Origin of the sequence: Streptomyces xanthii, from assembly GCF_014621695.1 — a bacterium.
GTDB lineage: Bacteria > Actinomycetota > Actinomycetes > Streptomycetales > Streptomycetaceae > Streptomyces > Streptomyces xanthii.
This window is the reverse complement of record NZ_CP061281.1, coordinates 7844453-7867709: the sequence shown is the minus strand read 5'-3', so window position 1 is coordinate 7867709 and position 23257 is coordinate 7844453. Positions and strand designations below refer to the sequence as shown.

General features: G+C 68.0%; 22 protein-coding genes and 6 pseudogenes. 13 read left to right on the top strand and 15 right to left on the bottom strand.

Features of this window, described 5'->3' with window-relative positions; genetic code table 11:
- Positions 1 to 308 precede the first annotated feature (308 nt).
- Together IAG42_RS35875 and IAG42_RS38665 are read right to left on the bottom strand one after the other, a co-directional pair.
- Entirely contained in the window at positions 309 to 488 is a 180-nt protein-coding gene (locus IAG42_RS35875; RefSeq protein ID WP_188334915.1) for a DUF1737 domain-containing protein, read from the bottom strand.
- A 23-nt stretch (positions 489 to 511) separates the two neighbouring features.
- Positions 512 to 598 (bottom strand): hypothetical protein, encoded by an 87-nt coding sequence (locus IAG42_RS38665; RefSeq protein WP_394811298.1) that lies wholly within the window; start codon positions 596 to 598, stop codon positions 512 to 514.
- Between IAG42_RS38665 and IAG42_RS38515 the strand changes: the two genes are divergently transcribed.
- Positions 582 to 1208, top strand: coding sequence for a MarR family winged helix-turn-helix transcriptional regulator (locus IAG42_RS38515; RefSeq protein WP_394811270.1), 627 nt, complete (start codon positions 582 to 584; stop codon positions 1206 to 1208). The genes IAG42_RS38665 and IAG42_RS38515 overlap by 17 nt on opposite strands.
- Here IAG42_RS38515 and IAG42_RS35860 read toward each other — a convergent pair.
- Entirely contained in the window at positions 1095 to 2234 is a 1140-nt protein-coding gene (locus IAG42_RS35860) for a helix-turn-helix domain-containing protein (protein WP_188341095.1), read from the bottom strand. The two genes, IAG42_RS38515 and IAG42_RS35860, sit on opposite strands and share 114 nt — an antisense overlap.
- A gap of 260 nt (positions 2235 to 2494) precedes the next feature.
- On the opposite strand from IAG42_RS35860, the gene IAG42_RS35855 reads away from it, so the two are divergent.
- The 5 genes from IAG42_RS35855 to IAG42_RS35835 all read left to right on the top strand — a co-directional run bounded on the left by IAG42_RS35855 (position 2495) and on the right by IAG42_RS35835 (position 7796).
- Positions 2495 to 3073, top strand: coding sequence for a hypothetical protein (locus IAG42_RS35855; protein WP_223205769.1), 579 nt, complete (start codon positions 2495 to 2497; stop codon positions 3071 to 3073).
- Between the two features lie 421 nt (positions 3074 to 3494).
- Entirely contained in the window at positions 3495 to 4223 is a 729-nt protein-coding gene (locus IAG42_RS35850) for a helix-turn-helix domain-containing protein (protein WP_223205770.1), read from the top strand.
- A 94-nt stretch (positions 4224 to 4317) separates the two neighbouring features.
- Entirely contained in the window at positions 4318 to 4872 is a 555-nt protein-coding gene (locus IAG42_RS35845; RefSeq protein ID WP_188341094.1) for a dihydrofolate reductase family protein, read from the top strand.
- Between the two features lie 720 nt (positions 4873 to 5592).
- Positions 5593 to 7296 (top strand): hypothetical protein, encoded by a 1704-nt coding sequence (locus tag IAG42_RS35840; protein WP_188341093.1) that lies wholly within the window; start codon positions 5593 to 5595, stop codon positions 7294 to 7296.
- Entirely contained in the window at positions 7278 to 7796 is a 519-nt protein-coding gene (locus tag IAG42_RS35835; protein WP_188341092.1) for an SUKH-4 family immunity protein, read from the top strand. Before IAG42_RS35840 ends, IAG42_RS35835 begins: the two co-directional genes overlap by 19 nt.
- 929 nt (positions 7797 to 8725) lie before the next feature.
- Here the strand turns inward: IAG42_RS35835 and IAG42_RS35830 are convergent.
- From IAG42_RS35830 to IAG42_RS35810, 4 genes and pseudogenes are all read right to left on the bottom strand, one after another.
- Positions 8726 to 8824: pseudogene (locus IAG42_RS35830) on the bottom strand (transposase); the annotation flags it as partial.
- Positions 8825 to 8916: 92 nt separating this feature from the next.
- Positions 8917 to 10089, bottom strand: a pseudogene (locus tag IAG42_RS35825) (protein kinase domain-containing protein).
- A 296-nt stretch (positions 10090 to 10385) separates the two neighbouring features.
- On the bottom strand, positions 10386 to 11054 hold the full coding sequence (locus IAG42_RS35815; protein WP_188341090.1) for a DUF998 domain-containing protein: 669 nt from the start codon (positions 11052 to 11054) through the stop codon (positions 10386 to 10388).
- Positions 11055 to 11102: 48 nt separating this feature from the next.
- On the bottom strand, positions 11103 to 11654 hold the full coding sequence (locus IAG42_RS35810) for a dihydrofolate reductase family protein (protein ID WP_188341089.1): 552 nt from the start codon (positions 11652 to 11654) through the stop codon (positions 11103 to 11105).
- A gap of 130 nt (positions 11655 to 11784) precedes the next feature.
- Between IAG42_RS35810 and IAG42_RS35805 the strand changes: the two genes are divergently transcribed.
- A complete protein-coding gene (locus IAG42_RS35805) occupies positions 11785 to 12405 on the top strand; it encodes a TetR/AcrR family transcriptional regulator (protein WP_188341088.1) in 621 nt (206 codons plus the stop codon).
- Positions 12406 to 12501: 96 nt separating this feature from the next.
- On the opposite strand, the gene IAG42_RS35800 is transcribed toward IAG42_RS35805, so the two are convergent.
- The 4 genes and pseudogenes from IAG42_RS35800 to IAG42_RS35785 form a co-directional block, all read right to left on the bottom strand.
- Positions 12502 to 12666, bottom strand: a complete 165-nt coding sequence (locus tag IAG42_RS35800) for a hypothetical protein (protein WP_188341802.1) — start codon at positions 12664 to 12666, stop codon at positions 12502 to 12504.
- A gap of 38 nt (positions 12667 to 12704) precedes the next feature.
- Positions 12705 to 12986: pseudogene (locus IAG42_RS35795) on the bottom strand (transposase); the annotation flags it as partial.
- A 278-nt stretch (positions 12987 to 13264) separates the two neighbouring features.
- On the bottom strand, positions 13265 to 13798 hold the full coding sequence (locus IAG42_RS35790; protein ID WP_188341087.1) for a hypothetical protein: 534 nt from the start codon (positions 13796 to 13798) through the stop codon (positions 13265 to 13267).
- A 384-nt stretch (positions 13799 to 14182) separates the two neighbouring features.
- The gene (locus IAG42_RS35785; RefSeq protein WP_223206471.1) at positions 14183 to 14731 is read right to left on the bottom strand and encodes an NlpC/P60 family protein; all 549 of its coding nucleotides are present in this window, start codon (positions 14729 to 14731) and stop codon (positions 14183 to 14185) included.
- Positions 14732 to 15214: 483 nt separating this feature from the next.
- On the opposite strand from IAG42_RS35785, the gene IAG42_RS38415 reads away from it, so the two are divergent.
- From IAG42_RS38415 to IAG42_RS35770, 3 genes and pseudogenes are all read left to right on the top strand, one after another.
- Positions 15215 to 15730, top strand: a complete 516-nt coding sequence (locus tag IAG42_RS38415; protein WP_188341085.1) for a DUF6185 family protein — start codon at positions 15215 to 15217, stop codon at positions 15728 to 15730.
- On the top strand, positions 15727 to 17790 hold the full coding sequence (locus tag IAG42_RS35775) for a DUF6185 family protein (protein ID WP_188341084.1): 2064 nt from the start codon (positions 15727 to 15729) through the stop codon (positions 17788 to 17790). Before IAG42_RS38415 ends, IAG42_RS35775 begins: the two co-directional genes overlap by 4 nt.
- A gap of 56 nt (positions 17791 to 17846) precedes the next feature.
- Positions 17847 to 18206 (top strand): annotated as a pseudogene (locus IAG42_RS35770) (IS5 family transposase); the annotation flags it as partial.
- Here IAG42_RS35770 and IAG42_RS38660 read toward each other — a convergent pair.
- Positions 18203 to 18319, bottom strand: a pseudogene (locus IAG42_RS38660) (IS5/IS1182 family transposase); the annotation flags it as partial. The pseudogenes IAG42_RS35770 and IAG42_RS38660 sit on opposite strands and share 4 nt — an antisense overlap.
- Positions 18320 to 18393: 74 nt before the next feature.
- Between IAG42_RS38660 and IAG42_RS35765 the strand changes: the two are divergent.
- Both IAG42_RS35765 and IAG42_RS35760 read left to right on the top strand, forming a co-directional pair.
- A complete protein-coding gene (locus tag IAG42_RS35765; RefSeq protein WP_188341083.1) occupies positions 18394 to 18543 on the top strand; it encodes a hypothetical protein in 150 nt (49 codons plus the stop codon).
- A 453-nt stretch (positions 18544 to 18996) separates the two neighbouring features.
- Positions 18997 to 19506, top strand: coding sequence for a DinB family protein (locus tag IAG42_RS35760; protein ID WP_188341082.1), 510 nt, complete (start codon positions 18997 to 18999; stop codon positions 19504 to 19506).
- Positions 19507 to 19555: 49 nt separating this feature from the next.
- Here IAG42_RS35760 and IAG42_RS38690 read toward each other — a convergent pair.
- Both IAG42_RS38690 and IAG42_RS35755 read right to left on the bottom strand, forming a co-directional pair.
- Positions 19556 to 19654: pseudogene (locus IAG42_RS38690) on the bottom strand (integrase); the annotation flags it as partial.
- A gap of 86 nt (positions 19655 to 19740) precedes the next feature.
- A complete protein-coding gene (locus IAG42_RS35755; protein WP_188341081.1) occupies positions 19741 to 21471 on the bottom strand; it encodes an amidase in 1731 nt (576 codons plus the stop codon).
- Positions 21472 to 21807: 336 nt separating this feature from the next.
- Here IAG42_RS35755 and IAG42_RS38240 point away from each other — a divergent pair, with 336 nt between their 5' ends.
- A complete protein-coding gene (locus IAG42_RS38240; protein ID WP_223206338.1) occupies positions 21808 to 22329 on the top strand; it encodes a TetR/AcrR family transcriptional regulator in 522 nt (173 codons plus the stop codon).
- A gap of 173 nt (positions 22330 to 22502) precedes the next feature.
- Here the strand turns inward: IAG42_RS38240 and IAG42_RS35745 are convergent, their stop codons facing one another.
- The gene (locus IAG42_RS35745; protein ID WP_188341080.1) at positions 22503 to 23192 is read right to left on the bottom strand and encodes an AAA family ATPase; all 690 of its coding nucleotides are present in this window, start codon (positions 23190 to 23192) and stop codon (positions 22503 to 22505) included.
- Between the last annotated feature and the right edge of the window lie 65 nt (positions 23193 to 23257).

Sequence of the window (23257 nt, the reverse complement as noted above, 5' to 3'; positions counted from 1 at the left end):
CCACTACGTGGCGGAAAGACGGCAACGCTCCGCGTTGCTCACCGGCCGCTCCGCCGTCCGGTGCGGACAACTCCGTTGTCCGGGGCTCGAATTGCTCCGCACTTGGCCTGCAGGAATTCGCTCCGCGAATTCCTGGCCGCTGGCTACAGAGCGCGGTGGGGGATGTCTCGGCTCTCCCCTTTCCAAAATCCTGCCTACTCGTCAATCCTCTTTTGTTGCCGCCCAATTCGACATACATCAGAACTGATGTAGAGTCAGCTCTGCTTAATGGAATAGATTTTGAGGTTATCTATTCCTCAAAGCCGTTACTATTTCGGCCAGATGAGCGCCTGGGCGATGATGACGTTGGTGCCGTTGAAGGTGACAGCGGGGCCTTCGTGTAGCTCGTAGCCGAGGCCGAGCATCTCGCTCACGCGTTGGCAGAACGTGGCGTCGTCTGGGCCTGTCAGGACTCGGTAGATGGGCAATCCGTTGGGTGGTGTGCTCATGTGGGGAAGGATCTCAGACTTGCTCACACGTGTGTGTCAGGCCATATGCCTGCGACGCCCGTGCGGCCGTCCGGGACGTCTTCGATTGTCACGATGGCCTGTTCGCGGATGTCTTCGCCGAGGACGCCGACCAGTGCTTCGGTGATGGTGGTGACGAGCTCTGCTGCTGCTCATGCCCCGGACGGTGGGCCGGGGCAAGAAGCACCCGATGGCCGCAGGCGCTGCAGTCGCTTTCGCTGGCGCCACGTCATCTCTCTTTGCCCTCCCCTGTTCTTCGACGGGCCGATGAGTGTGAACGAGCTTGGCGCTCGTTTTCAGGTCGCTCCGGCGACGGTGAGTCTGCTGGTGAGCGGTTTGATCCCGGCAGGGATTTTGGAGCGGCACCAGGATGAGGCGGACCGTCGCAGGCGGATTGTCGGCATCACGGCCGGTCAGCAATCTGCGATCACTGGGCTGGCCCCGGATGTGGCCGCCTGGCGCAAGGCGCTGGCTCCCCTGACGTCGGATCAGTGTCGGGTCTTTGTCGACACTCTCCTGGCTTACGAAGCCGCTGTGAGCAGCGGGGCGCTGGCTGTGCCGGGTCGGCCGGCATTGCCTGATGTGGCATTAGTTTCGGTTCGGGAGGTTGGGTCGGTGGTTGACGGCGGGGTCCGTCGGGGTGTCGGTTCGGGCTGTGGGCGGCAGCTGACTGGCTGGGGCTGCGTTCTCTTGTGCTGGTGAGTTGGCGAGTGCCGTGCCGAGGGTGGTTCTCGTGTAGCGGACGATGCGGCCTCGGCGGTGTCGGTCGACCAGTCGTGCGCGTAGCAGGATGCCGAGGTGGTAGGACACGGTTGCGTTGCTCCAGCCGGTTTTCTGGCTCAGTTCGGCTGTGGAGGCGGGGGTGTCGAGTGTGGTCAGGAGTGCGGCTCTGGTCGCGCCTATGAGTCCTGCCAGGGCTGTTTCCGTCGTGTCTGTGGGACGTTCGTCGAGGGTGGCGATGCCGCGTGCGCGGTAGATGAGCATGGGTGGGTGGGGGTGTTCGGCGGCGAACAGTACGGGGCCGACGTGTGTTGTGGCGGGGACGAAGAGGATTCCTTCGTGGGCCCAGTCGATGGTTCCGGAGTAGGTGCGTTCCAGTACGAGTTCGGTGCCGGTCCATTGCATGCGTTCGCCGAGTTCGTCGAGTACTGCTGCTGCGCCGTGCGTGGCCATCTTGTCGGCGCGGTTGCTGATGTCGGCGTTGGCGATCGCTTGGATTCGTGGCCAGTGCGGTGTGAGTACGGTCTCGAACAGGGTTGCCATTGCTGTGGCGGCCATAGTTGCCACGGTTGCGCCGCCTTTGCGTGCGGCTGTCTCGAGTGCGGTTGGTATGGGTCGGCGCCAGCGCTCGTAGGCTGCCTGGCTCGGGTGCAGGGCGAGGACGTGGGGCCACACGCGTCGGCCGCGGATGGCGATGTCGAGTTGGTAGTCGACTTCCTCGGGCGGGGTGGCTGCGATGCGGGCAGCCACGTCTTGCATCGTTTCGCCTGGGCGTGGCACGGGGGTCAGGAAGTCCGGGGTGTAGCTGTGGTCGGTGGGGATCAGTGCCTGCAGCAGTGCCAGCTGGGTCGGTGTGAGTGTCTGGCGTGTTCGGGTGTACCAGTGTCGTGCGTGGGCTGCTGGGTGGTGGGTGCGGTGGCGTAGCACGCCGAGGATTTCTATGGCCGCGGACGTGGCGAACCGTGATCTGCTCCAAGCTTGTGCGTCCAGTTGCACCCTCATCGCCATGTCGTGAGTGTCGCATCGCCGCCGGGGTGGGGGCTGGTGGATTCGAAGGGTTTCGAATGCGTGGACGTCGCTGCCGCTGCCAGCGGATGGTGGTCCGTGACCGTGTTGCCACGTTCCAGGGAGGCGTTTTGAGTTTCGATCGGGCACACGCGGACTGCGATCGCGGCGGGGCTGCGGGGGTTGTCAGTCGGCGTGGCATCGTGCGTGTGGGGACTGTCTTGGGTGCGGTGGGGCTCCTGGCCGCTGCTACGCCGGCTTCGGTGTCGGTCGCTGGTGTTGCTCCGGGTGGGGATCCCGGGCTGCGCAAGCCGATCTTGGTCGGTGCCAATCCGGGTCTTCAGCTCTTCGACGGGTCGGGGGCGTGTACGGCTTATCTGTCCACCTGGCAGGTGGACTGGTCCACCCATGGCGCGGGGAACGCTTTCGTGCTGTGGCGTCCGGACGGGGTGAGGGCGGTCGGTGAGGATCCGGAGCTCACTCTCTGGCTGGCCGATCACTTCGTCCGTCACTTCCCTGAACTCGACGGTCTGCCCTGGCCCGCTCCCCGGTTCCGCCAGGCTGCGGTCCGGGTTCGGCTCGATCTTGCATCCGGGCTGTGGGCTGGGGGTGGAGGCATCGAGGTGAGCATGGGGGATGTGCTCGACCGGCGTGCTTTCGCCACCGACGGGTTCCCGCTGGCCGGCGTGGAGCACAGTTTGAGTCTGGTGACCGGCCCGTGTGGGCGGGCCCGGGTGCGCGTCGACGGGCGGCTCCAGCCCGGCGAGATCAGCCGGGGTGGGAGTCCGGGGCGTCCGTCGTCGTCGGCGTTCCTCGCCGCTGCTGAGGTGTGGCGCGCCTGATCTCCGGGGGCTTGAGCATGGTCGCGGCGCGATGACGCCGCCCAGGGTCCGCGTGGGCGACGGTGGCTCGTGGGCCGCCAAGGCGCAGGTAGACCTGGTGCTCGCGAATGAAGGCAGACCCTTTCGTCACGGCGGTCTCCGGGCCGTCCCACCAGGCGTGGAGGATGCGGCGGCCGCTGCGCATGACGGTGACGTGTCACCGTCCGGCGGGAGCGCCGGTCGCTCCGTGAAGAAGCTCCAGGTCGCCGCTGCTAGCCCCCATGAACGAACGCTGCCCACGTGAGCTCCTCCCGCGACTGCATCAGGCGGTGCGAGATGTTCCGGTCGGACCGATCCGCGCCGGTCCTTCGTGCGCATCTCGCAGGCGGCCTGGGCGTCAGGATGGCGTGGCAGACTGGCGGCTCCGGCAGCGTTGAACGGGGTGATCCGATTGGGTCTGGAGATCGAGAGCAGGCCGTCGGAGCTGCCGTACATCGAGCGGGTGTGGCGCAGCCGTAGTGACGAAGTGGGCCGGATGATGTCGATCGCGGCAACGCACTGGGAACTTGTCTTCTGGGAGCATGACGGTCAGGTCCAGGCGGCCGTCATGGGCCCGGAACCCAGCGCGTGTCTGGCTGATGTCCCCCAGGACGCCACGTTCTTCGGTATCAGCTTTGCGCTGGGTACCTCGATGCCGCACATCCCGGTCAGCCGGCTCGTGGGGGGTGGTGCGGAGATTCCGGATGTGACACGGCGCTCCGTCTGGCTGAAGGGCTCCAGCTGGCACCCGCCCGATTACGACAATGCGGAGGCGTTCGTACGGCGCATGGTGCGTGAGGGCATCGTGGACTGCGACCCGATCGTGCCCGCCGTGCTTCACGGTGCTGCCCCCGATGTCTCCGATCGCACTTTGCAGCGCCGCTTTGTCTCGGCGACGGGTCTCACCCAAGGCGCCATCCGGCAGATCCACCGCGCCCGTGAGGCGGCGGTACTGATCCAGGAGGGTGCGCCGGCCCAGGACGTCGTGCACCGGCTGGGCTACTACGACCAGCCGCATCTGGCGCGGTCCTTGACCCGGTACATCGGCCGAACCGCCACTGGGCTGAGCAGTCCGGAGGTAACCGAGCCCCTGTCGCTTCTGTACAAGCCCTCGTCCTCGGTGCCCGCGTAGGTTTCGTGGCGTGGCCGACGGGGTCGGCTCGTCCCGGTGGCAGGGCCCCGGGCCGTAACCGGGCAGGCGGCCCGGGACTCATCACGGAGGAATCATGCGCAAGGTCGTTTCGAGTCCGTTCATCTCGCTCGACGGTGTCGTCCAGTCGCCGAACGAGTGGCAGTTCGCCTTCGACGAGGAAATGGGCGCGGTGCTGGGGAGGGCGTTGGAGACCGCGGACACGATTTTGATGGGCCGGGTGACCTTCACCGAGTGGGCCGGGTACTGGCCGACGGTGACCAGCGGCGAGGACACCGGTTTCGCCAAGTGGATCAACGATTCGCCCAAGTACGTCGTCTCCTCCACGCTGGACAGCGTGGAGGACTGGTCCAACAGCACCCTCGTCAACGGCGATCTGACGGCCGCGATCGAGAAGCTCAGGGTCGGCGAGGGCAAGGACATCACCGTCGCGGGCAGCCCGACGCTGGTGCGTTCGCTGCTGGAACTGGATCTGCTGGATGAGCTGGTACTGCTGATCCACCCGGTGGTGGCCGGCGAAGGCCGAAAGAAGCTGTTCGAGGACGACACCGCTTTGAAGAAGCTGGAACTGGTGAGCGCGAAGCCCACCAGCAGCGGCGTGATCATCGCGACCTACCGCCCCGCGCGCTGAGCACCGGCCAGCGGCCCGCGGCCGGCCTTGCCCGCGGGCCGCTAGCCGGTACCGGCGTCGCCCCATGGAGTCGGCACGCACATCGACACTGACTAACGATGGAGAGTCGCCCTGAACGCGTACGCGGCGACCCGGCCGCCAAACGGGCAAGAGCGGGATGACGAGGCGGCGAACCGTGCGATGGCGAATGTCGTGGGCAGCCGAGAGGCCTTCGCCGACCAGTCCGCGATTGGCTTGGCCCAGGTCACCGACCGCGCCTGGGGGCGCGCCACGACGAACGAGTCGACGCCGACCTCAGGCGCAGCCTGCTGATGCACAGTCGGGGCCGCGACCAGACCTGACTCGCCGCCGAGACCCGCAGGTCTGCTGCATCCTCGAATGGAACCGATTGAGTTTCGGATCAATAGCGGAGAACTTGCCGCGCTGCAGGATCACCTGCTTCGCGGTGGTCGAAGAGGGGTTCTCGAGGGAACTCCCCTCGGGCTGATGCGCCGCCGGGCGGTCGGACGGGAGCCCGTCACCGCGATGAGGCCTTCGGCCGGAACTGCTTTGGTACCCGGCCGACCATTTCGGCCTGTACGCGCTGGGACACAATGTCACCGACCACGTGGAGGTCTCAGAGATCGAAGCGGCGGCCTTCATCGACCGGGGGATCCAGCGGATCAGGCCGTCTCGTTCCGCCTGAGACCAGGGAACCGACACGAGCCAGGGAGGGGCACAGTGCCCGAGCCGACCACCGACACCTCCGGAATCCGCGAGGACGACGTCGCCTGGCGCGTCGGCACGTGGTGGCGTGAGGGCGGGCTGGACGGCCGCGTCGCGTTCCTCGCCCTGGAGGACGGCCACGACGCCTCCGCGGTCGTACGCCGGACTCACGAGCACGTGCCCGGCAGCGTCGTCGTCGACGCCACTGGACTCACCGCCGAGCAGGTCATGCGGCAGGCCCTCACGGATCTCGGAGTCGAGTTGCCCGCGGACGGGTCGCGCGCCTGGCGTCGCGTGCTCGGCGCGTGGCCCGAGGAGCGGCTGCTGCTGGTCGTCAACGCCCACAGGGCCGGTCCGACCCGGCGCTCGTACGAGGCCGAGCGGTTGGTGACCTGGACGCTCCCGCGGTTGGCGTGCGGCAGGTTGGCCGTGCTGGTTCACACGGTTCCGCAGTTGCTGCCCGTGGACGCCGACGCCCAGACGGTGTTCCGGGTGTCGGCGCCCGCCGCCGCGCCTGAGTCGGCGCCGGACTCGCGGGCCCTGCAGGCCCTGGCCCTGGCCGAGCCCCGCTCCGTTCCGCTGCCTGTGTGGGCCCAACTGGTCACGGCGCTGACCGGTGAGGCGACGTCCGAAGACGAACTCGCCGCGCTCGCGCGGGAAGAGTCGGGCGTGCTCCGGCTCGGTCCGCTCGGGGCTTCCTTCGTCGACGAGGGCGTCGCCGAGAGGCTGCGCCGGGACGCCTTTCACGAGGCAGGCTCCGGCGAACTCTGCCGTCTCCATGGGCACATGGTGGATTGGCTGACGCGCTCGGCTGCGGGCTTCCGCCATCCCGAGGGCTGGGCGAGGCACGGCACCACCGGCCGGTACGCGGCCACGGGGCTCGCCATGCACGCCGTACAGGCGGGAACGTACGAGGAGCTGCTCCGGGACGGACGTGTCGTCGCCCATCTGCCGCAGACGGCCCTCATGGACGCGGCACGCAGCATCACCTTCTCCCTTCCCGGTAACACGGCGGCAGCCGACGCCATTCACCTGTGGGGCTGGGGAATCGTCCCGCGGCAGCAGGCTGAGTGGGCGTCTTGGCTGCACCTGATGGCCCTTTCGCGCAACGACCGCGCGTTCGCGTCAGCGGTCGCTAACTCCGGTGTCACCCTGCCCTGGCAGGCCAAGTGGGCGAAGTGGCGGCCGCCGGGCGGCCTTCACCCTGACTTCCTCGAGGCGGGGCGACTGGCCGCACTGGCGGAGGTGCGCTGGCATAGGCGGCCCGCCGTCGCCGGTCTGCAGCGACGGACGGTGAACGAGGAGGAGTTGCTGTACGTCTCGATCTGGGACGTGGAGACGGGAGAGCAGCTCACGGACCCTCTTGAGGACGACGGCATCCTGGAGGAACACAGCGCGGATCTGACCTGGCCCGCGGCGTCCGGACAGGGCTCCGCCGCGCCCGCCAGTGTCAGCGAACTGTTCGCCGCATCGGTCCCGCGACGGGATGACCGCGCCTTCGTGCTCCCCTGCGTACCGCCGGCGGTCGGCGACGTCACCCTGTTCGCGGGCGACTTGGGTTTGATCGCGATCGAACCCGCCGACGGCGTGGACCTCTCCGACTTCGGGGCCCGGACGCTCCCCCTCAGCGGTGACTACACAGACGCGGGTCCGTGCAGCCCGGTCGACGCGCCGCCCCGAGCCACGAGGACCTCCTCACCGTGTTCGGCGAGGACCTGATCTATCCCATCCAGCCCGAGGACCTTCCGGATCGGCTCACCGACCCCGCGACACGCGAACTCCTCCTGGAATTCGGTCTGCCGTACATGAAGGAAGGCGCCATGGGCCTCTTCCCTTTCGGCAACTGGGAGATGGGCGTTCTCGACGAACTGCCCTCCTGGCCCGAGGGAATCGAGCCCGTCACCGAGACAGGCCCCTTCTTCCGGATCGGCAAGTGGGTGGGCGGCAGCCTCGTCGTCGACGGCCCCACCGGACACGTCCTGCGCGTCCCCACCGGGCCGGGCGAGGACCATCTCGGCGGCCTCCCCATCGCGGACAGCCTCGAGGAATTCCTCACCATGGTCGCGGTGTTCGTCACCGGCCTGCGCTCACGGCACCTCGCTCCCCCGACCAGCGCCGAACGACAACAGGCCACCTACTGGACGGTGGGCGCACTGATCGAGACCAACGAGACGAGCGGCAAGCAGCCCGCCTGGTCCTACGTACTCCACAACACGTGATTCCGACCACGAGGATGCTGGACCGCCCGGGAGGGGCTTTCCGTCCTGCACGCTCCGTTCGAGCACCGGCTCCACCGCAACCCAGGGCATGCGTAAGTTCCCGGAATCATCCAACTGTTGTGAGGATGCCGCAGGTTGGGGTGGATGGCAGAGCGGACACGGGATCCGTGATCATTGAGGTGTCTAAGCCGAGTGATCAAGAAGGTTCCTCTGCCCTTCGAGGCCCTGGAGTCCGACGCGGCCTTCGACCGACTACGGCAACACCGCCACCGGGCCGTCGACGTCGACCGGGGACAACGTTTTGGTGAAATTGACGTCCACGGTACCGACAGGCGCGTAGGGCCCAGCCAGCGGAAACGCTTGCGACGGGAAAGCCCAGGGCATCGGGTCCGTCGCGACATTGTTTGCCCAGGCAGACCAGATTGTGGTCGCACACCGGACAAGAAGCGCCGTGGCCCTCTGCTAGAGGTCCGGGTGCGGTAGGCGCGCAGCAAGGTTCGCTAGCGACCCCTGAACGTGGTCGAGGTTCAAAGCCATGCCGTTGGCCATTCGCCGAGGACGGCGACCACGTCCTGGGCTTCCTCGGAGGTGAGCAGGGCCAACAGGGGGCTCGGCCCGTCCAGCCGCACCTCGTCGTCGTCCATGCCTGTATCAACGAGGCGGGCCCGCCGATGTAGCGGCGTGGACACGCGCAGGGTGCACCGAGGGCCTCCCCTCCACCCATGGGGGGCAGCCGCGGGGCTGGGCGGCTGGTCTCCGGCTGGTCAGCCTGTCGGTGCCGGAGCGGGCCATTCCTGGGTGGGCCATTCACGGCTGCGGTCCCACTCGGTGAGGGTGATGCGCGCTCCGGCATCAGCGCCGTGTTCGTGGGTTGCCCCAGATCGGTTCGTAGGCGGTTGTCCGGGTCCAGCCAGGGGTCGGGCCCGTCCTTGACGGTGGCATTGCCAGCATCCTCCTCGTCCGCGACTCGCCGGCAAGTGCGGCTCCAGACGAGCCCACTGTGCATCCGAAAGATCTCCCCGCCCCATGCCTCACGGAACGAGTCCCCAGCGGGAACCTCGCGCGACCCATAGCGCACGGCCTAGCCGGACGGCTGGGTAATGACAGCGCAGGTCAAGCGCTAAAAGGGCCGTATCAAGGGGAACCCGAACAGCCACGTACCGAGGTGGTAGAACGCCCACAGTCCGTTCACTGAAATGCACGCGATAGCCAAGCCACGACGGCGGTTGGGGGCTGTCGCCTGGACATGGCGTATGCCGACCAGCAGGCCGAACAGGACAGGCATATACATCAAGCCGCACCCCCAACCAGAAGAGATAGAGGCCGGCTCCCTGCAAGCCAAGGGCTGGCAGGCGTGAAAAGGAGAACCATCCTGCGATGTGGCCAACGGATGAGGCGACGAGGCCTGCCTGGAGAGTCCACCCCCTCGCCGTAGTCGTTGGCCCTGTTGACGCGGAGGGAACGGGAGGAACGGTGGGTGCGTGGGTCGCCGGTCCGGGATGCGGGGCCGCTGCTCGACGAGGGGCGGGTGGGCCGGGCTGGCCACCTCCGCAGCGGCGAGAGCCAGGGATCTCATCTGCCTGGCGGTCGCCGGTCTCCTTTCCGGGTCCTTTTCGAGCGCGCTGGAGACCAGGTTCTGGACCGCTTCGGGGACCGCGATTCCCATATCGGAGAGGAGAGGGGGCTGCGTGTGGACATGGTGATACATCAGCGCGGCCTCGGCGCCCGCGTCGAAGGGGCGCCTTCCGCAGAGGAGTTCGAACAGCAGGATGCCGGTCGAGTAGAGATCGCTGCGATGGTCAAGCTCTCTTCCCTGCGCCTGCTCAGGTGACATGCAGTGGGCTGTGCCCACGACAGCTCCGGTGCGGGTGACCGGCGAGGTGTCCGCCGCGGCGGTCCGGACGATACCGAAGTCCAGGACCTTCACCACGCCATCCTTGGTCACCATGACGTTGGACGGCTTGATGTCGCGGTGAATGAGCCCGGCGTCGTGGCTCGCGGCCAGGCCATCCAGCAGGTCCGCGGTGAACCGTCATGCCTCACACACCTCCATCGGAGAGGTGGACACGAGGTCGTACAGGGGACGGCCATCAACAAACTCCCTCACCAGGTACGGAGTCGGTTCACCACCGTGCACCGGTACTTCCCCGATGTCGTGGATCGCGATCACATTGCCGTGGTTGAGTGCTGCCACGGCCCGGGCCTCTTGCCGAAACCTCTTCCTGAAGTCATCGCCCAGGGCCGTGCGATCCATGACCTTGACCGCGACCTCGCGTCCCAGCGCTGTGTCCATGGCGCGGTAGACCGCAGCCATCCCACCACGGCCGACTGCCCGAACCAGCTGATAGCGGCCCTCACCGACCGATGCCGTTGCCGCGCCCACGTCCCCTCCAACCAACTGCCGCAGCCGGCCACGACGATGACAGGACATGACCGATACAGACAAGCTGTCAAGCACAGCCCTTCCACCGCGTGGCCCTGCTTCTTCTCGATCGCGGGGAAGTAGCTGGCAGGGCCCTTGGCGGGTGCGGTCATTTCGGAGTCTCCTGTCGGTCCGCGATGTCCTTGGTTCAGTGAAGTGGTGGTCGCCTACTGCCTGGTGGGCCAGGTCAGCCGGGCGGTGACGACACTGAGCGCGATCAGGCCGAACCCTGCGCCAGCCGTGAAGGCGGCCACGGTGGCGGCCGATCCGGCGAATCCGGCCAGGACACCCACGGGCACGAGACGGGTGGCCAGTGCCCAGCCGCGCTGCCGGCGGGCGGCGAAGTGCCGGGCGAGCACGAGGAACGCGGCGCACAGCGCGAGGTAGCCGACCGTGCCCGCGAGCAGGTGGACGGTGCCGTGCGCGCTCAGCGTGGGAACCCGGTCCTCGGGGGTTCCGGCGGGGAAGCCGGCCCCGGGGTCGGCGCGGAAGACTCCGGCGAGCAGGAACGAGGCGCCGAACGCGGTCAGCAGGCGGGGCGCCCAGGTGCCGCCGGGTGTGTCGCGGAGTCTGTGCCGTACGGCTGCCGCTGCGCACAGGACCAGTACACCGGTGGCGAGGAAGACGGCGATCTGGATCCAGCCGAGGTCGCCGAGGCTGAGCTGGCTGAGGGCGTTGCGGCTGAAGTCGAAGCCGTCCCGGGTCAGACCCTGGACCAGGCCCGCCGCGAGGAAGAGCGGGCCTGCAGCGATACCGGCGGCCGGCAGAAACCTGGTCACGGTGCGGGCGGACGAAACGGCGAGGGCGGCGGGGCGGTCGAGCGTCTGGGTCGTCATGGCGGGCAGTCCTTCTGTCAGAGGGTGAGGTGGCGGCCGAAACGGGGGTCAGCGGGGCAGCGGGGTGTAGTGGGCCTCGATGACGCCGTTGGCGAAGGAGCGCGTGCCCGCCAGGTGCATGGGGATCTGCTCGCCGTCGGCGAGGGTGCGGCCGGTGCCGGCGATGACGGGCGCGATCTGGAGGTAGAGGTCGTCGAGCAGGCCGTTGGCGATGAGCCACTGGACGAGGGTGATGCTGCCGCCGACGTTGATGTTCCCGCCGCTCTGCTGCTTCAGAGCCCGGATCTGGCCGGCGATGTCGTCGCCCGTGATCAGACGGCTGCCCTGCCACGGGCCGGCCTCGGTGAGGGTGGAGGTGACGACGTACTTGGGAGCGGCGTTCAGCCAGTCGGCGGTCGGCACCTGCTCGCTCGTGACGTGCGGGAAGAACTGGCTCCACATCTCGTACGTGCCGCGGCCCAGCAGAGCGGTGTCGGCATCGTCGAAGAGCCGGGTCACCGCCTCGGCCGCCTCACCGGTGTTGTAGGGCATGCCCCACTTCTCCGGGCCTTCCACGACGCCGTCCAGAGACATGAACAGGCCCGCAACGATCTTCCGCATGGTGATCCCCTCAATGAAAACGTCGAAGTGAACGCGTCCCGCGGTGGTGAACTCCCCCGCCGTTCGGAACTGGACGGTACAGTACTCATATTGAAACTAGACTGTCCAGTACTCGTTTTGGAGGAGACGCATGGAGACCACCGGACAGGGCCGCTCGGCCCGCAAGCACCAGGCGATCATGGAGGCCGCGACCGCGGTGTTCATGGAGAAGGGCTACGCCGGCACGAGCATGGACGACATCGCGAGACTGGCCGCGGTGTCCAAGCAGACCGTCTACAAGCACTTCTCCGACAAGGAGAAGCTGTTCGCCGCCATCGTCCTGGCGACCACCGACCGCCTCGACACCACGATCGACCTGCTGGCCGACATCCCCACAGACGCCGCGAACCTGGAGGAGAACCTCACCCGGCTCGCCCGCGACTTCCTGACCAGCCTCACGCACCCCCAGGTCATCCAGCTCCGGCGCCTGATCATCGCCAACGCCGACGTCTTCCCCGACCTCGGCACCGAGTGGTACCAGCGCGGCTTCGAACGAGGGCTCGCCACCCTCGCCGCCACCTTCCAACGCCTCACCGACGAGGGACTCCTCCACATCGACGACACACTCCTGGCCGCCAACCACTTCTCCGGACTCCTGCTGTGGATCCCGGTCAACCAGGCCATGTTCACCGGCCGCACCCAGCACACCGACGCCGACCTCGACCGCTACGCCATCGCAGGCACCCGCGCCTTCCTCGCCGCCTACCGCTGACCCACACACCGAACCCGGCCGACCCACCCGACCGACATGTGCGGAGCGCTACTACGGCGTGTATCGAAACTGCAATCCGGGCGTGAGGAAGAGCGGTCACTGCAGCCGCTTCGCTGACTGTCGGCCCGCCGGGGGCTCGAAGCCGGGCTCGATGAGATCGAAGACTTCCTCCACTGCGGCCAGCGGGTTCTCAGCGTCCCGGGCCAGGAAGAAGGCATCCAGGGTGAACCGGGCGAGCGCACGACGGGCGGTGGAGGGCAAGGGCGCCTCGGGGTCCGAGGCGAACGGATCCCGCGGCGGCGCAGGCAGGCGCGGTTCTTGCGGGAGGGATACACCTTGTCCGCGCGGACCCGGCGAGGGCGGACGCGCGGCCGGCCAGGCCCGATGCGGGGCACACGGACCTTTGCCAGGATGAATTCGAACTGTGTCGAGTCCCCGCGCTGCCCAGCGGTCACCACAATCGCCATGGGCTTCTGCCCCTGCTCGACGACCAAGTGGAGCTTGCTGGTGAACCTGCCACGCGATCGTCCCAGTCCCTCCTGATGGACACCGCCTGGCGGCCTCTTCTGCAGGTCACCCATCCTGCGGGCGCCGGCGGCATGTTGATGGGCGCGGCAGACCGTGGCGAGCAGCCCGGCATCGGCGCGGGCGCCCCACTCGGCGAGCTCGTCGATGGTCCGGGCTCCGGAGACCGCGGCTGCCCGGTGCCCGCGCCCCCGCGTGCGCCACCTCGCAGATCGCCGCGTGCACCAAAGGCGCCCTGGGACCGAGTGGTTCCAGGGCGCCTTCGGCGACATGTCGGGCAGGGGGGCGGGCCGTCACCCTCCGCCTGTGACGGTCCGTGCTGCACCGGCGAGGGCTACTTGTACTGGATGCCCCACAGGTTGCTGTTCTTCTTCACCGGAGCCACGATGTTGCTCTTCTTCCAATAGACCTTCTTCTTGCAGGAAGTGGTCGAGGGTACCCACCGCCACTTGGTCACGCTGAAGCCCTTGGCCTCGTGGTACATCATCAACCGGCCACGGGACTTGCCCGCCTTCTTCTTGACCTTGGCGGAGTAGGTCCACGTGTCCGACTTGGACCAGGTCTTGCCGACAGAGACGCTGAAGGAGGTGGACGCCTTGGAGAAGACGACGCCGGCCTCGGCGCCGAGGGTCACAGTCCCCGTCGCGGTCACGGAACCGGTCTTGTTCTTGGCGTACGAAATGGTCACACCGGGCTTCGCCCAGTCGCTGTGCACCTGAGTGGTACGCCAGACGGTCTTCTTGTTACCGATCGAGTACTGCGTCGTGTCGTTGCAGTTCGGTGCCGCCGAGGCGGGGGCCGCCGCCCCGGCCACGAGACCGACGCCGATCAGGGCGGCGGAGATGGTGGTACTGACAAGGCGCTTCACGCATGTCCTCCTGATGCTGGGATGCTATATCGGTGGTGCACACGTCACGTTTTGCGTGAACGCCGTTGCCACATAAGCGACTTGAGGGGCGCCTGAGGTTGACGGTGACGGAGTGCGGGTGAGGCCACGCTGTAGGCGGGACCTGTGGTCGGATCTGCCTGATCGGGGCATTCCGACATCTTGCCGTCGGTAACGTAACGCAGATGGGCAATAACTCTTGGTAGTGCAGTGTCGGGTCGAGTGCCACGTCCCGCCCCCGGCCAAGGAGCTCGGCTGCGCCGAACAGGCGTGCTCCCCGCCAAGGTTCCCGAGGCCCCGCCCGGATGACACCGAGGCACCGGTGTCCACGCGGATCGCACCGCGCACGCACCGGGCCTCTATCGCTCAGCCATACTTCTTCGGCCGGTACGCGTCGTACTGGTCCGCGCCGAGGCCGTAGCTGCGCACGCTCCGATCGGTGCCGTAGCCGCCGCGCTGCTCGTAGGCTACGTACGACTTGTGGGCGCCGCTCGTCCACTTGACGAAGATGACGACGTGTCGCGTGGTGTTCGAGCCGTTCGCGTCGATGACCAGGTCGCCCTTGCGCAGGGACGACATCTTGATCTTCCGCGTGTACCTGCTGGACGTCAGGCCCACCGTGTTCGTCCCCGGCTTCGCGAGCTTCAGGGCCATGCTGACGTACCCGGAGCAGTCGGTGCGGTAGCCGCCGAAGGTCCTGCTCTGACTGTACGGGACCCGCGTGCCATGGTTCGCCGTCAGCCAGCTCTTCGCGCGAGAGAGAGTGGTGTTGCGGCTGTACGCCTTCGCCGCTCCGACTTCTCCGTTTTCACTCTGCACAGCGGCTACGCGCGCCGGTCCCGGCACCTGTGCATGCGCCTCCGCCTGTGCCGTGAGCACTGGGGTGACGAGTGCTGCCGCCAGCCCAACGGGCATCAGGGTACGAGCAATTCGCTTCATGAGAGTCCTTGTGGAGGGTTGGTCGAACCCGCCGGGCGCGCCTCGGCCACCGCGTTGCCCGACGGAGCGGAGGTTGCGGCAGCCGCTTGTCGATTTGCGTGAGAAAACTATCTGCAGAAATCATGGACACATCAACACGTGGCGTTGGCAGGATCGTGCAAGCTGACGCCAGGAGCCTGCCAACGGGATACCAGCGAGGCTCATGGAGCGTTCCGGACGCACAGGCGTTTTCCAGCCACCCTCAAGGCAACCTGCCGCGCTGGCTGTGGTGTTTGCCTAGCATCGACCCTCAATCGCGAGAGCGTTCGACTCAGGGGTCCTCCACCGGCTCGTACGCGGACCGGTTCCGACGAACTACGGAAGGCAACCCGCCGTGCGGGCATGACCGATTCGGGAAATGCCGTCGCGCCTGCGGCCCCACCCCCTTCATCATGGGGTCAACTAAGCACTAGGGGATGCGTGTTGAGACAACCGGTCGGCGTGTGGGTCGCGGCTCTGATCGCAGTGATCACCCTCACCGGAACGCTCCTCTCGATCCCCCACCCCGCGCGCGCTGCGGACGGCGTCTGCGGCGCCGGCAGCCTGAAGCGTGCCAAAGTGAGCGCCTCCCTGAAGCTTGACGACCGGTCCCGGACCCAGACCAAACTGGTGAGTCGGCTGACCATCGAGGTGCCGGATTCCTGGCCGTACGCCACGGACCTGCTGCTCGGTGAGAACTCCGAGGGACACCGCCGGGCGATGCGCTGCCTGCTGCGGGGCGACGGCAGGCAAGCGCAGTGGTGGGCCGAATGGCGCGCAGCCGAACCGCGTGTGAATTCGGTGAAGGGCGCGGTGCGAATCCGCACCGACACGTACGGGTGGGCAGACGCCCAGGGGACTTTCTACATCGGGCCCTGGGACGTCAGCATCGGCAAGAACCACTGGACGGCCGCGCTCAACATGCCACTGCTGGCCGGGCCCGCTGGACCTCCGTGACCTTGTGGCCCGGATCCTCCAGCATCGTCGAGGCCACGCCTCGGCCGACTGCCGACGACAAGAACGGACTGGTGTGGCGGCCGAAGGCGGGCAGGCAGATGCCGAAGGTGTCCGTGGTGTTCGATCCGCCTTGGGCACGATCCTGGGCGGCGCAGCAGGACAGGCTGCGGTTCGTCATGGCCAACAACCTGATCCTGCCGTGGCTCTTGTCGGCGGCTGCCGTGCTCCTCATCGCGTTCCGCAGGACGCGGAGATCCGGTCCGCTGCCGGTGCAGGAGAAAGCGCGGGTCCGCACCGCTGCGGTGTGGGCGGGCATCTGCATTCTACTGAGCCTGCTCGGCACCGGTGACAATGTGTTCTACGAGACTATGCGGCGTCACGTCCCGGAGGGGCTGTGGGCTGATCGCCAGGCCCACCACGCCCTCCTGATCAACCTGGCCCTGGGATGGATCCTGCTCGCGTTCGGCGTACCCCGCCGCTTCACGATCTGGGCGGCCGGCGCAGTGCTCACATTGCCGGGCGTCGCCGTGGCGGTGTGGCCAGAGTTCTTCGGGCTGACCGAGCACACTTTCCTCCCCGTGGACGCTCCGGACCACGCGGTGATCGCACTGTTCGTCGCGGTGGGCTGCGTGCTGGCTGTGCTGCTCCTCGGCAGCGTGGCGGCGGTGTGGCGCATGGCCCAGCTTGTCGGTCTGGTCCCGCCGCGTTCGGCGGCCCCGGGTGCCGTGTCAACGGAGCGGGAACTGTCTCTGCGATGGACCGCTCCCCTGCTGGTGGTCGCCGTCGCTGGCCTGGGCCTGTGCCGGGCGGCCGCGTCCGAGCTGTCTTGGCAGCGCACCTCTTGGCTCAGCGCGCAGGTGGACCCGGAGTACGGCAAGGCCCATCTCGACGCACTGCGGAGGGACCTCACATGGTTCTCCGTGCAGAGCCAGGACTGGTGGACCGGATACATCTGGTGGCTGATCAGCGGTCTTGTGGTGCTCGGGGTCCTGCGGGAGCGAGCGAACAAGGCCGCGCTCGCCGCGCATGAGCCCGATCGGCTGGACGAGTTCTGGATGCTGCCGCTCTTCCCACTCCTCGTCGGGCCGGCACTCGGCGTCTTCGCCGGAAGCTGGGCACTGTACGGACTGTGGTTCTTCCTGTACCTGGGCGCCCTGGCTGCCGTGCTCCGTCTGTGCCGGGGAAGGACTGTGCTCGACCGCCCCCTCCAGAGATCGCGGGAGCCACTGCGTGCGGGGGAGCCGCTGTCCCGTAGGACGGAACTGCTGGACCGGGCACGCCGGTTCCGGGAGATCCACGCCAAACTGCGACGTCTGGACCAGGGACAGTCGGACGACGAGGCGCTCAACCGGCGCAGCCATGAGCGGGAACTTCGGAACATGCACCGCTGGCGGGCTTCAGACGGCACCGCAGACCGTCTGCCCTCCGACGTCTCCGTAGTTGACCTGGCTCTCGCTCTCGGCCCGAACGACAACTGGTGGGCCAACGGAGTGCGGGCTGCCCGGACAGCCGCCATCGTGGGCCTCCCGGCCAGCGGACTGCTCCTGTGGGCCGACTACCTGAAGGGCGAGTTCCTGACCCAGACGCTGTATTCACAGTTCGGCTGGGTCGATACGGCCCTGAGCGCAGGCTACTGGGAGATCATGTGGGCCGCTGCGGGCTTCCTGCTCGGTGCGCTGTGGCGGCGGCTTCCCGGGCGCCGTGGGCCCGTGCGCGCCCTTCCACTGGTGGCCGCCTTCGCCCTGCCGATGGGAATGGACTCGATCGGCAACGCCATCACTGGGGAGGGGCAGGCGAATCTCGCGCTCTACGTGGTGAGCATGCTTTTGGTCCTCACAGTGACCGGCATCATGCTGGACCTGAACACGTTCCGCGGCGAGCGGCGCTACTGGCAGAGCCGCCTCGGCCTGCTGCTGTCGATCTACCAGATCCGCTACTTCTCCTTGCAAGTCGCCTATCTGCTAGCCCAGTTGCTCGCCCTCCTGACTCTCTGGCAGTTCTTCACCGACGGAGGTGGCCCCCCGGATCGCGACAGCCAGGTCGGTGGAGCCGGAAACTAGGCCGGGTCCGATGGGTCGCGTGACGCCCCCGCTGGCGACTGGTTCCGTGAGGCAGGGGGCAGGGCGATCTTTCGGATGCAGAGTGGGCTCGTCTGCAGCCGCACTTGCCGGCGAATCGCCGACGAGGAGAACGCTGGCAGTGCCACCGTCAGGTGATCAACGGGATTCCGTTCCGACAGAGGACCGGCCTCCCCTAGCGGGGCCTGCCCCCCTGCTTCGGTGGCTGGAAGACGGTTCACGACCGTCATCGCAGGTGGTCGGCGGACGGCACGTGAGAGAGAATCCTGCGGGCCGTCCAGACCCACGCCGATGCCGAGGGCCGGATCGACTGGAGCATGGTCCGCGTCGATTCCACGGCCTGCCGTGCTCATCAACACGCGGCTGGCGCCTCCACCCGCGCCCCGAAGATCCCGGGCCGAGAGCCCTGCGCGCCACCAAACCCGAGCGGGCGGCACCCGCCTTCTCCGGCGAGGTGGATCTTGCTTGTGAGCCCGCCTGGCGAGCGTCCCAGGGCCTCATCGGGGCGCAGTGTTGAGGCCGCTCCGTAGGACTGGAGTGAGGTGGCCGCTGTCGCCGGTGGCGAGGTCGGCGACGGCGCCACGTTTGATCTCCAGTCAGACGCCCTCGACCGCGTTCAACTTCGATGCGGACGGCGGGAGATTGAAGACGGTCAGCCAGTTGCTGCGTTCGGTGACCGTGCGTATTCACTACCGCCCCGACGTCCTGCTGGGCTGCTGCACCAAGTCGGCCTGATATTCAGAGCGACATGCCCCCCTCACGAGTACAGCCTCAGCAGTAGGTCGCGTCCGCGCTATCGACGCGTCACGGGCACGTGTACTTGGCGGACCACGCGACTAGACGGTGTCGTCGTCCGTCGTAGTCCCCGCCCGCTGCCAGTGGAACGTGGCTGCGCCGCGGTAGGAGGGTCCACTCGTGCACCGAGCCTCGTGCAGTCCGGACGGAGAGAGCTCCCCCTGGCCATCTGTCGCCTGGAGCGGCTCCGGTGTCTAGTGCTGTGACCGCGAAGGTTCGCCGGGCAGCTGGGCATTCCTTGATCGCCGTCCAAACGGCGGCACGTGGAGGTCTCCAGCGAAGCGTTGTCGTACCCCCGGTGTAGCGTCCGGGCCGAAGTCGGGTGCATGTTCTGCGGTTGACGGAGGCAGACGGATGACAAGTACGGCAGGCGTCGGAGGACGAGCGCGGCGGGTGAACGCCGAACTCGACGCGCTCAAGGGCGCCCTGGACCGCCAACGCGCGCACGTCCTCGGGATCCTCGAAGGGCTCTCAGAGGATGATCTGCGGCGGCCGGTGTTGCCCAGCGGTTGGAGCTGCCTGGCCTTGCTGCGCCACCTCACCCTGGATGTCGAACGCTTCTGGTTCCCCGGAGTGATCGCGGGCGAGCCGGATGTGGCCGGGCAACTCGCGGCAGGGGCGGAGGCGCACTGGTACGTACCCGAGGGGATGACCAGCGGCGAGGTCTTCTCCGGCTATCGGACGGCCATCGCCCGCGCGGACGCTGTGCTCGCCGCTGCCAGCCTCGATCAGGAGCCCGCGGCGTGGCCCGTGGACATCTGGCCAACCTGGCGACTGCCTGACGTGCGGCACATCGTGATCCATGTGCTCACCGAAGTCGCCTGTCATAGTGGCCACTTGGACGCGGCACGCGAACTCATCGACGGCACCACCTGGCTCGGCGGCAACCCCTACGCCGGATAGTCCTGTGACCGAGTGAGGTTCGTCGGGTCTTCAGGCCGCAACAGCGAAAGGGGCGTCCGCCCCACCGGATGCCCCTTTCGATTTGGAGGCGGGCGCGTTCTTTGCGTTCGGCCGCCAGGACATCGTGGTGGCGGGCATGGGACGACCGGCGTATCCCCACCCGCGTCGGCAACTCGGAACTCGGCTGGATCCACTTCGCCGGCTGCTGCGATCCACCCGGCGACCTTTGTCAGGTCACTCCGCCGACAGGCGCGGCGTGCGCGGGGGCTCCATGCGGCGGTTGCCGGTCTTCTCGAAGGCCGCTGCGAGGGACAGCAGGGCGTTGTCGTCGTAGGCGCGGCCCGCGAATGTCAGCCCGACAGGCATGCCGGTGTCCGTCATGGTGCCCATGGGCACGGTCACGGTCGGGATACCGAGGTGGCGAGGGACCAGGTTGCCGTTGGCGACCCAGACACCGTTGCGCCAGCCGAGGTCGGCGGAGGCCACGTTGACGTCCATGTCCGAGGGGCCCACGTCGGCCACCGCAGGGAAGACCACCGCGTCCAGGCGCAGTCCGTCCATCCACAGCTCCAGGTCGACGCGGCGCGTCTCCTCCAGCCCCCGCAGCCCCTGTTCGAGGTGCGGCATGTCGGCGAGAGAGGCGTACGGGCGCTCGCGCACGAAACGGGGGTAGTCGCCGATCGTGTCGTCGAAGCCCTCGTACCGGTCCGGCAGTTCGCCCTCCTGCTTGGGCCAGATGCGGGTGCCGTCGACGTCGGCCAGGGTGGAGAGCGCGGGGTCGCCGTTGGCGCGGAGGAAGTCGTCCCAGGCCCAGGCGGACAGGTCCTCGATCTCGAAGGTGAGGTACGCGCGGCTGACCAGTCCTCGGGTGAGCAGCGAGGGCGTTCCGGGGCGGTCGGACTCGTAGTGGGACACCACGGGGAAGTCGACCTCGACCACCTCGGCGCCAGCGGCCTCCAGGTCGCGGCGGGCCGCCTCCCACAGGGTGATCACCGAAGGGCGCGTGTCGATGCGCTGCCCGGTCTGGCCTCCGATGCCTCCGTCGGGGTTCGTTCCGGCGGCGGGGTCGGCGTTGATGTACATCCGGGGCACGCCGACGCGCTTGCCGGCGAGTGCGTCGGAGGCGGCGTCGGCGGGCGCAAGGGCCGGGTAGGAGGCGGGGCGCACCTGCGACGGCGAGGGCAGCGCCACCCACGGTTGGGCGCGCCACAGGTCCCCTCGCGTGTGCGGATCGTCGACGACGAGGACGTCGAGAAGTTCCAGCAGGTCGGCCATGGTACGGGTGTGCGGGACCACGACGTCCATCGTCGGTACGAGCGGCCAGTTGCCGCGGACCGATATGACGCCGCGGCTGGGAGTGTAGGCGCACAGCGCGTTGTTCGAGGCGGGGGCGCGGCCCGAGGACCAGGTCTCCTCGCCGAGGCCGAACGCGCCGAAGGACGCCGCCGTCGCCGTACCGGAGCCGTTGGAGGAGCCGGAGCCGTAGGCGCTGGTGAGCCAGTCGGGGCTGTACGGGCTCTCCGCCCGACCGTACACACCGCGCTGCATGCCGCCGTTCGCCATCGGTGGCATGTTGGTCAGGCCGATGAGGACCGCGCCGCCAGCACGCAGCCGCTCGATGGCAAAGGCATCGTGCTGGGCGACGAGGTGCTCGAACGCCGGAGAGCCGGACGCGGCCGTGAGCCCCTTGGCCAGGTAGCTGTCCTTGGCGGTGTATGGGATGCCGTCCAGCGGGCCCAGCGTCTCGCCCCGGGCGCGGCGGGCATCGGATGCCTCCGCCTCGGCACGGGCATGCGGGTTCATCACGACCATCGCGTTCAGAGCGGTGGCCGTACCGGGCCGGTCGTACGCCTCAATCCGTGAGAGATAGGCGTCGAGCAGCCCGACCGCGGTCGTCTCGCCCTTCTCGAGCGCTGTGCGCAGGTCGGCGATACAGGTCTCCACGACATCGAATCCGCGCGTCATGCAGGTGTCTCCCAGGTGTTGAGTAAGGCAGGCGGGCCACAGGCCGTCGGGGTGACCGCGCACAGCAGACCGGCCGTCACAGCCCGTCACCCTGATTGAATTTTCAGTCTAGACTAAAGGTCTAGATTCTCGGAACCTGAACTCGGAGCCTTCCGGAACGGGAGTAAGCTCATGCCGACGTCAGACACGGGCCCCGCACGGCCCGACCGCCTGCCTCCGTCGGCAGATGCGACCGGATCGGCAAGCGCCGTAAGGGGCGCCGCTTCGCACCCCGTGGCCCTGATCTCCAGGGGCAGGAAACGTCAGCCCAGCGGGAGCGAGGCGCGGGAACGGGCCATGCGGGCCGCTATCAGCGTCATCGCGGAGAAAGGCACAGCAGCCCTGCGGATGTCGGACATCGCCGCGCGGGCCGGCATGAGTACCGGGCACATCCTGTACCACTTCGGCAAGAAGGACCGGCTCCTGCTCGAAGTCCTCGCCTGGAGCCAATCGGACCTGTGGACCCGCTTCCAGCAGGCCGCCGACCAGGCCGCATCCCCTACCGAGAAGCTCAGGACCATGGCGCAGCTGATCACCCGCCACTCACTGCGCTCGCCCACACCGGCCTGGACGGTGCACGGCCAGCCTGTCCATGACTTGCGGACCGCTCCGCCTCCTGCGCTCTCCGATCGCCGACAGACCCGGCCGTCGCTGCGCGCCACAATCGACGACCCTGCGCCTACTCCACCAGTCCGGGAACTGATGCGGATACCCCCCCACCTCTCAGACACAACGACCGCCGACGTCCTGGCGCTGCAGTGCGAGCAGACGCGGCCCCTCGAGAGGGGCTCGCTGCACGCCGCTACGCCTTGTCGGTGACCGCTGGGTCCGTCCGGGGCCGTGGTGTAGTTACTGCTCCAAGGTCCCGAACGTCGTCTTCGCGTGCGGCACGGCGGTGGTCCGGGGCAGCGCATCATTCGCCTTGCCAGGTGGCACACGGGTGCTGCTCGTGCAGCAGAAGCAGGGTCCGCTCGGCGGGCGCAAGAGGGCGTTCAGCGCGTGAACCCAATCCGGGCGAGCGCATCGGCAGACGCCCGGTCAAGCAGCACCGCGGACACGCACCCCCGCGGCAGCACCCCCCGCTCCGTTGCCGCGACCAGGCGCCCCATCGCCCTCCGGTGCCGCGCGAAGGCGAACCCGGAGACGCCTCTGCCCCGCTCCCGCTGGCCGTCGAGGGCGGTACGGGCGGGAACGTCCACGATTATCAGGTGCAGGGCCGTACCGCGCCGCGCGGCCTCACGGGCCAGCCACCGGCGGACCCAGGCTTGTGTGCCGCAATCGTGGACGACGACGCTGTCGCCGGAGCGGAGGGCGCGGCGCAGCCCGGCGTAGTGGGCGAGGCGAACGAGGGGGCGGTAGACGGGGTACGGGAGTAGTCGCGGCACACGGTGGGACCAGTCTTCACGAGTGTCCTGCGAGTCGATGCACGAGCCCGCGACGGCACGCTGCATGAGGGTGGATTTCCCGCTGCCCGGCAGGCCGGACACCACAACCAAGTCACCGCGCTTGAAGGCGAGTTGGCTGGGGGCGCAGCCCACGCAGCCCTCGCGGGCGCGCAGATCCAGCACTGCAGAACACAGCGGTGACAGCGCGCCAGCGGCACGGCGCTCGTGGACCGGCGCGCCTGCCTGCCCGGGCTGCGCGCCACCCGTCGTTGCGTAAGCACTCACCTTGTGCACCATGATCGATCTCCCTGTACAGTCGCACGACACTGGCCTCCCTCCCTTCCGCATCGAGCGCGATGAGG

Bases quoted from the DNA above. Each gene is read 5' to 3' on its own strand.
- IAG42_RS35845 (WP_188341094.1), top strand. From the start codon at position 4,318: ATGCGCAAGGTCGTTTCGAGTCCGTTCATCTCGCTCGACGGTGTCGTC.
- IAG42_RS35805 (WP_188341088.1), top strand. From the start codon at position 11,785: ATGGAGACCACCGGACAGGGCCGCTCGGCCCGCAAGCACCAGGCGATC.
- IAG42_RS35785 (WP_223206471.1), bottom strand. From the start codon at position 14,731: ATGCCCGTTGGGCTGGCGGCAGCACTCGTCACCCCAGTGCTCACGGCA.
- IAG42_RS35860 (WP_188341095.1), bottom strand. From the start codon at position 2,234: ATGGCGATGAGGGTGCAACTGGACGCACAAGCTTGGAGCAGATCACGG.
- IAG42_RS35745 (WP_188341080.1), bottom strand. From the start codon at position 23,192: ATGGTGCACAAGGTGAGTGCTTACGCAACGACGGGTGGCGCGCAGCCC.
- IAG42_RS35875 (WP_188334915.1), bottom strand. From the start codon at position 488: ATGAGCACACCACCCAACGGATTGCCCATCTACCGAGTCCTGACAGGC.
- IAG42_RS35815 (WP_188341090.1), bottom strand. From the start codon at position 11,054: ATGACGACCCAGACGCTCGACCGCCCCGCCGCCCTCGCCGTTTCGTCC.
- IAG42_RS35810 (WP_188341089.1), bottom strand. From the start codon at position 11,654: ATGCGGAAGATCGTTGCGGGCCTGTTCATGTCTCTGGACGGCGTCGTG.
- IAG42_RS38515 (WP_394811270.1), top strand. From the start codon at position 582: ATGGCCTGTTCGCGGATGTCTTCGCCGAGGACGCCGACCAGTGCTTCG.
- IAG42_RS35755 (WP_188341081.1), bottom strand. From the start codon at position 21,471: ATGACGCGCGGATTCGATGTCGTGGAGACCTGTATCGCCGACCTGCGC.
- IAG42_RS38240 (WP_223206338.1), top strand. From the start codon at position 21,808: ATGCGGGCCGCTATCAGCGTCATCGCGGAGAAAGGCACAGCAGCCCTG.